This is a genomic window from Peptacetobacter sp. (genome assembly GCF_029264495.1).
GTDB lineage: Bacteria > Bacillota > Clostridia > Peptostreptococcales > Peptostreptococcaceae > Peptacetobacter.
This window is the reverse complement of the sequence record NZ_JARIBH010000013.1, coordinates 1-5,947: the sequence shown is the minus strand read 5'-3', so window position 1 is coordinate 5,947 and position 5,947 is coordinate 1. Positions and strand designations below refer to the sequence as shown.

The window sequence follows — 5,947 nt, the reverse complement described above, 5'->3', positions numbered from 1 at the left end:
GAAGATCAAAAACAATTTGGTGAAGATCTAAATATTGATGAAATAGAAAATGTTCAGCTAGCTTTTTCAACAGATAAAAACTTTGGACAAATGGATTGTTATTTTGATAATGACAAAGTATATGATTTTGAAGATATGGACGAATTTATTGAAGCTGTTATAAGAGCTAAAGAGGATATAACTAAAATTGATTACCTAGTTACTGTAAATGGCGAAGAAATAGCAGCATTCTGCGAAGATGTTCCGTTTTTAGTAGATGATATAAAAATAATAAGTAACGAATTAGATGTTGTTGTTGGAAAAACAGTAGCAGAAGTTGAAAAAGAAGGTAATTTACATCTTCTAAAAAATCCAGAGATTTGGGATAGTAAAGAAGCTGTTGAAAACTATAATCATTATATAGCTTTGATAGAAGCAGGATATCATCCAAGCGAACCTGAAATGAATATTACAGTGGATTTTGACAGAGGACTTTCTGTAATAGCTAAACTAAGTTTTTGTGAAGATGGAAGTGAAGAAATAGAATATTTAGATGATAAAAAAATATACATATCAAATGAAGATGAATTTTGTGAAATATAGATATACAAATAAAAAGAGAGGATAAAATCCTCTCTTTTTTTATTCCAACATTTCCAACATTTTTCCGACGGAAATTTAAAAATCTAATTATAATCATATGTTATTATTTATAATAAGATATTAAGAAAAAAATATAACAATCGCATTTTCAAAATGTTATCGATAAATATGTGTTAACAAAAATTAACAACTATAAAGACATTATTATAATGTTTTGATATAATATATTCAAGGCTGTATGTATGGTTTTGAAAAAAAGTATGTTATATAATAAACCATAGTGGATTATAAGAAAGGTTAGGAGGTGCTGATTAATATGGGTAATAAAAATATTTCGATGGCAGTTATAAGAAGACTACCTAAGTACTACAGATATTTAGGAGAACTTTTAGACAATGATGTTCAAAGAATATCATCAAAAGAATTAAGTGAAATAATAGGGTTCACAGCTTCTCAAATAAGACAGGATTTAAATAATTTTGGAGGCTTTGGACAACAAGGATACGGATACAATGTAGAGGCTTTACACAAAGAAATTGGTAAAATATTAGGGCTTGATAGACCTTATAATGCAGTTTTAATAGGTGTAGGTAATTTAGGGCAGGCTATAACAAACTATTCAGGTTTTAGAAATTCAGGATTTGAAATAAAAGCATTATTCGATGCGAATCCAAGAATGATAGGCTTAAAAATAAGAGAACTAGAAATATTAGACTCTGATATAATAGAGGAATATATAAAAGAACATGAAATAGATATAGCTATAGTTTGTATACCAAAAAATGGTGCTCAGGAGTTAATAAACAGAATCGTGGGAGCTGGAATTAAAGGTATATGGAACTTTGCACCAATAGATCCAGAAGTTCCAAAAGGAATAATAGTTGAAAATGTTAATTTAACAGAAAGCTTATTTACTCTTTCTTACTTAATGAAAGAAAACAATGAAATAAAAAAATAAGTGTAAACTAAAAATATCAACTAAAATTGAACTTTTAAAAAATGAAAATAAAAAAAAGACTGATAAAAATCAGTCTTTTTTATTTACTCAAATTATTCAGCCTGAGGAGCTCCAACTGGACAGACTTCTGCACAAGCACCACATTCAACGCAAGTATCAGCGTCTATTACGTACATGCTATCTCCTTCAGATATTGCTCCAACTGGACATTCAGCTGCACAAGCACCACAGCTTACGCAAGCATCAGATATTTTGTATGCCATTTTATTTTCCTCCTAATAGTTATAAATTTATTGTAACTACATTATAACAAAAAAAAACTATGATAACAATTAAATTAATTGATGAAAATCAAATAAATTTTGATTATACAATCTAAGGCTAGTTAATTCAATACTTACGGGAGTTAGAACAAAATTTATTGGTAAATAATGATTATTTTTTGATTATAATTAAAGATAGAGAATGATTTTAAATTATTAATTTCATATATAAGAAAATGTGTTAAAAAAATTTCAAAATAAAAAAATATAGAAAAGAGGTGAAGAAGCTATTTTTATTTTGATATATATTAAAAAAACAAAGTAGTATAACATAAATACATTAAAAATGATATACTATATAGCGTATATTTATATAAATATAAGTTTAAATTTTAAAAATAGAGTAAATATAAAATGATATCAAAATAAAGTGGCTATACTTTTGAAAATTTATGCGCTAGTAGGTAAAAGTGGAACAGGAAAAAGTTATAAGGCATTAGAAATTGCTTGTGAAAATAATATAAATTATATAGTTGATGATGGCTTGTTTATAAATAACGGTAAAATAATAGGAGGAATATCTGCAAAGCAAGCAAATACTAAGATTGAGGCAGTTAGAAGAGCTATTTTTTTAGATGAAAAACATCGGGAAAACGTTAAGAAAAAAATTAACGAATTAGAGATAGAAAATATATTAATTTTAGGAACTTCTATTAAAATGATAAATAAAATTTGTAATGCATTAAATTTAGGGAAAATTTACAAAATAATAGATATAAATGATATAAGTACAAAAGAAGAAATTATAGCTGCGTTAGAATCTAGAAAAAAAGGAAATCATATAATACCTGTACCGACAGTAGAGATAAAAAATAGAATAAATGGATTAAATAAATTGAATATAAATCCCCTTAAAAGATTCTTTATGACTTCAAATAAGAAAGCTGTAATACTTGAAAAGACAGTTATAAGACCATCTTTTAGCTATATTGGGAAATTTTATATATCTTCAAAAGTGCTAAAACAAATTATAGAATACACAGTATACCAAGAAAAGTTTATAGATAACATAAATAGAATAAATATATCTAATATAAGTGATAAATTAGATATAAAAATTAGTATAAATATAAATAATATAAAAGTTTTTACAAATTTGGAAAATGTACAAAAAGACATCAAAAAGAATATTGAAGAAACAACATTAATTGATGTGGGTAAAATTGGATTATATATTAAAAAAATAAAGAATAAATAGTCGAATAGTAATATAACAAAATAATTTGGAAAACGTTATAAAATGTTGTACTATTTTTAAAAAAGTATGTTATAATCAAAATATGGACGCGGGAAAATGATTTTTCAAGCGTGAAAGTTTATATGAATATATTTAAGAGTATTTAAGGGGGCTTACACAATGTCAGGAAATGTTTTTGAAAATGCACAGGCACAGGTTAAAAAAGCGTGTGATAAATTAGGAATGGAACCTAATGTTTACGAATTATTAAAAGAACCTCAGAGAGTTATAGAAGTAAACATACCAGTAAAAATGGATGATGGATCTATAAAAGTATTTAAAGGATTTAGATCTCAGCACAATGATGCAGTTGGTCCAACAAAAGGTGGAGTTAGATTCCATCCAAACGTTTCATTAGAAGAAGTAAAAGCTTTATCTATATGGATGACTTTCAAATGTTCTGTAACAGGAATACCATATGGTGGTGGTAAAGGGGGAATAATAGTTGACCCTAGCCAGTTATCACAGGGAGAACTTGAAAGATTATCAAGAGGATATATAGATGGAATATACAAATTAATAGGTGAAAAAGTAGACGTACCAGCTCCAGACGTTAATACTAATGGTCAGATAATGTCTTGGATGGTTGATGAATATAATAAATTAACAGGAACTAGCAGTATAGGTGTTATAACTGGTAAACCAATTGTATTTGGTGGTTCTTTAGGAAGAAATGAAGCTACAGGATTTGGTGTTGCTGTAACAGTTAGAGAAGCAGCTAAAAAATTAGGAATAGCTATGGACGAAGCTAAAATAGCTGTTCAGGGATTTGGTAATGTTGGTGCTTACACAGTTAAAAACATACAGAAATTAAATGGTACTGTAGTTGCAGTTGCTGAATGGTGCCCAAAACATGGTTCTTATGTAATATACAAAGAAGATGGTTTAGATTTCCAGGCTATGTGGGATCACAGAGCAGCTAATGGTGATTTATACGACTTCCCAGGAGCAAAAGTTATATCTCTTGAAGAATTCTGGGCATTAGATGTTGATATAATAGTACCAGCAGCTCTTGAAAATGCTATAACTGCTGATGTAGCTGAAACTATAAAAGCTAAATTAATATGTGAAGCAGCTAATGGACCAACTACTCCAGAAGCTGATGAAGTATTAGCTAGAAAAGGAATAACTTTAACTCCAGATATATTAACTAATGCTGGTGGTGTTACAGTTTCTTACTTTGAATGGGTACAGAACTTATACGGATACTACTGGACAGAAGCTGATGTAGAAGCTAAAGAAGAAGAAGCTATGGTTAAAGCTTTCGAATCTCTATGGAAAATAAAAGAAGAATACAATGTTACAATGAGAGAATCTGCTTACATGCATTCAGTTAAAAAAGTAGCAGAAGCTATGAAATTAAGAGGATGGTACTAAGATTTACTCATAAAAGAATAAATTTTATTAACTAGTAATTTAAGCTGTGATGATGATTATTTTATATAATTATTATCACAGCTTTTTATATTGTAAAGAGTTAAGAGATTTTAAAGTATTGAAAATACTTAAATTAGAATATATTGATTTATTTACATAATATAAAAATGAGTGTATAATATATAAGATAGGGAAGTAAAGTAAAATAAAAATTTAATATAATGTATAAATTCTTTTATGTTAGAAATAATAAAAGTATAAGATTGAAAATTAAACTAGACTATTAAAAATCGATATATATAATAATTTGGAGGTGTATAAATTTGGATAAGAAAAAACTGCTTTCTTTAGTTATGTCTGTTGCAATGGTAGCTACAGGTACAGTATTAGCTAGTGCTGATGAAATAGATAATATAAATTCAGTTCCAGATACTGAAACTGGAATAACAATAGATAATTATAAAGAAACTCCATATAAAGTTGCAACTGTTAAAGATGGAAAATCAGTAAATGTAAGAGTTGATGGAAATACAAAAAGAGTTGCATCAGAGGGAGAACAATTTAAAGTAAAAGGAATACAAGGTGAATGGATTAATGTAAAAGATGGCGATGATGATGCTTGGATTTCTTCTGAATATTTAGATATATCAGAAGGGGTTGCATTTACAACTGCATCTACTCTAAATCTTAGATCATCTGATAATACATCATCTGAAGTAATAGAAGAATTAGATAAAGGTAGTGCATTAGTAGTAGTAAAGAAAGAAGGAGATTGGATTCAAGTAAGAAATCAAGGAAAAGAAGGATATGTTCATTCTGATTATATTACAGATGAAGCTCCAGTAGTACCTAGTGTAGATGTAGAAGGTAATATAATAGATGTACCTTCATCAAATAATTATAGTGTGCAAGCTGTATTAAACCTAGCATATTCTAAAAAAGGTAGTCCTTATCTTTGGGGAGCAACAGGACCAGATAGATTTGACTGTTCAGGATTTACAACTTACGTATTCCAAAATTCAGTTGGAGTATCTTTACCAAGAGTATCTTCTGATCAAGCAAATGTTGGAACAGAAATAAGCAGAGATCAACTTCAACCAGGGGATTTAGTATTCTTCAGTACAGATGGAAGTGGTGGAGTTAGCCATGTTGGAATATATGTTGGAAATGGATGTATGATACATTCACCACATTCAGGAGATGTTGTAAAGGTAACAGATATAACATCTGATTATTACTCTAGTCATTATGTAACAGCTAGAAGAGTATTATAAAATAGAATAGAAATAATCAAATATACAAGACATCATTACAGTTTGTAGTGATGTCTTTTATTTTGTATAATTATTATTTTAATTTAAAGAAATAAATATAGGTAAACTTAAATAAATATATAATAATTAGTATAGTATGTGGTAAAATATAAATGATATAAACTTATTGACATTAGATAGGTAAAGGTGATAAGCT

6 protein-coding genes are annotated in these 5,947 nt (G+C 27.9%); 5 read left to right on the top strand and 1 reads right to left on the bottom strand.

The genetic code is table 11. The features are described 5' to 3' along the window. Both Q1J78_RS01155 and Q1J78_RS01150 read left to right on the top strand, forming a co-directional pair. The coding region (locus tag Q1J78_RS01155) for a hypothetical protein (protein ID WP_300279609.1) at nt 1–582 on the top strand (582 nt) is incomplete at its 5' end. Between the two features lie 316 nt (nt 583–898). Then, on the top strand, nt 899–1,540 hold the full coding sequence (locus Q1J78_RS01150; protein WP_300279606.1) for a redox-sensing transcriptional repressor Rex: 642 nt from the start codon (nt 899–901) through the stop codon (nt 1,538–1,540). 92 nt (nt 1,541–1,632) lie between these two features. Here the strand turns inward: Q1J78_RS01150 and fdxA are convergent, their stop codons facing one another. Further along, nucleotides 1,633–1,803, bottom strand: a complete 171-nt coding sequence (gene fdxA / locus Q1J78_RS01145; RefSeq protein WP_300279603.1) for a 4Fe-4S ferredoxin — start codon at nt 1,801–1,803, stop codon at nt 1,633–1,635. Between the two features lie 442 nt (nt 1,804–2,245). Between fdxA and Q1J78_RS01140 the strand changes: the two genes are divergently transcribed. The 3 genes from Q1J78_RS01140 to Q1J78_RS01130 all read left to right on the top strand — a co-directional run bounded on the left by Q1J78_RS01140 (nt 2,246) and on the right by Q1J78_RS01130 (nt 5,751). Continuing rightward, a complete protein-coding gene (locus Q1J78_RS01140; protein WP_300279600.1) occupies nt 2,246–3,061 on the top strand; it encodes an ATP-binding protein in 816 nt (271 codons plus the stop codon). 159 nt (nt 3,062–3,220) lie between these two features. Beyond that, entirely contained in the window at nt 3,221–4,477 is a 1,257-nt protein-coding gene (gene gluD / locus Q1J78_RS01135; RefSeq protein WP_300279597.1) for an NAD-specific glutamate dehydrogenase, read from the top strand. Between the two features lie 323 nt (nt 4,478–4,800). Then, nucleotides 4,801–5,751, top strand: coding sequence for a C40 family peptidase (locus Q1J78_RS01130; protein ID WP_300279594.1), 951 nt, complete (start codon nt 4,801–4,803; stop codon nt 5,749–5,751). Nucleotides 5,752–5,947 lie beyond the last annotated feature (196 nt).

Bases quoted from the DNA above. Each gene is read 5' to 3' on its own strand.
- Q1J78_RS01150 (WP_300279606.1), top strand. From the start codon at position 899: ATGGGTAATAAAAATATTTCGATGGCAGTTATAAGAAGACTACCTAAG.
- fdxA (WP_300279603.1), bottom strand. From the start codon at position 1,803: ATGGCATACAAAATATCTGATGCTTGCGTAAGCTGTGGTGCTTGTGCA.
- gluD (WP_300279597.1), top strand. From the start codon at position 3,221: ATGTCAGGAAATGTTTTTGAAAATGCACAGGCACAGGTTAAAAAAGCG.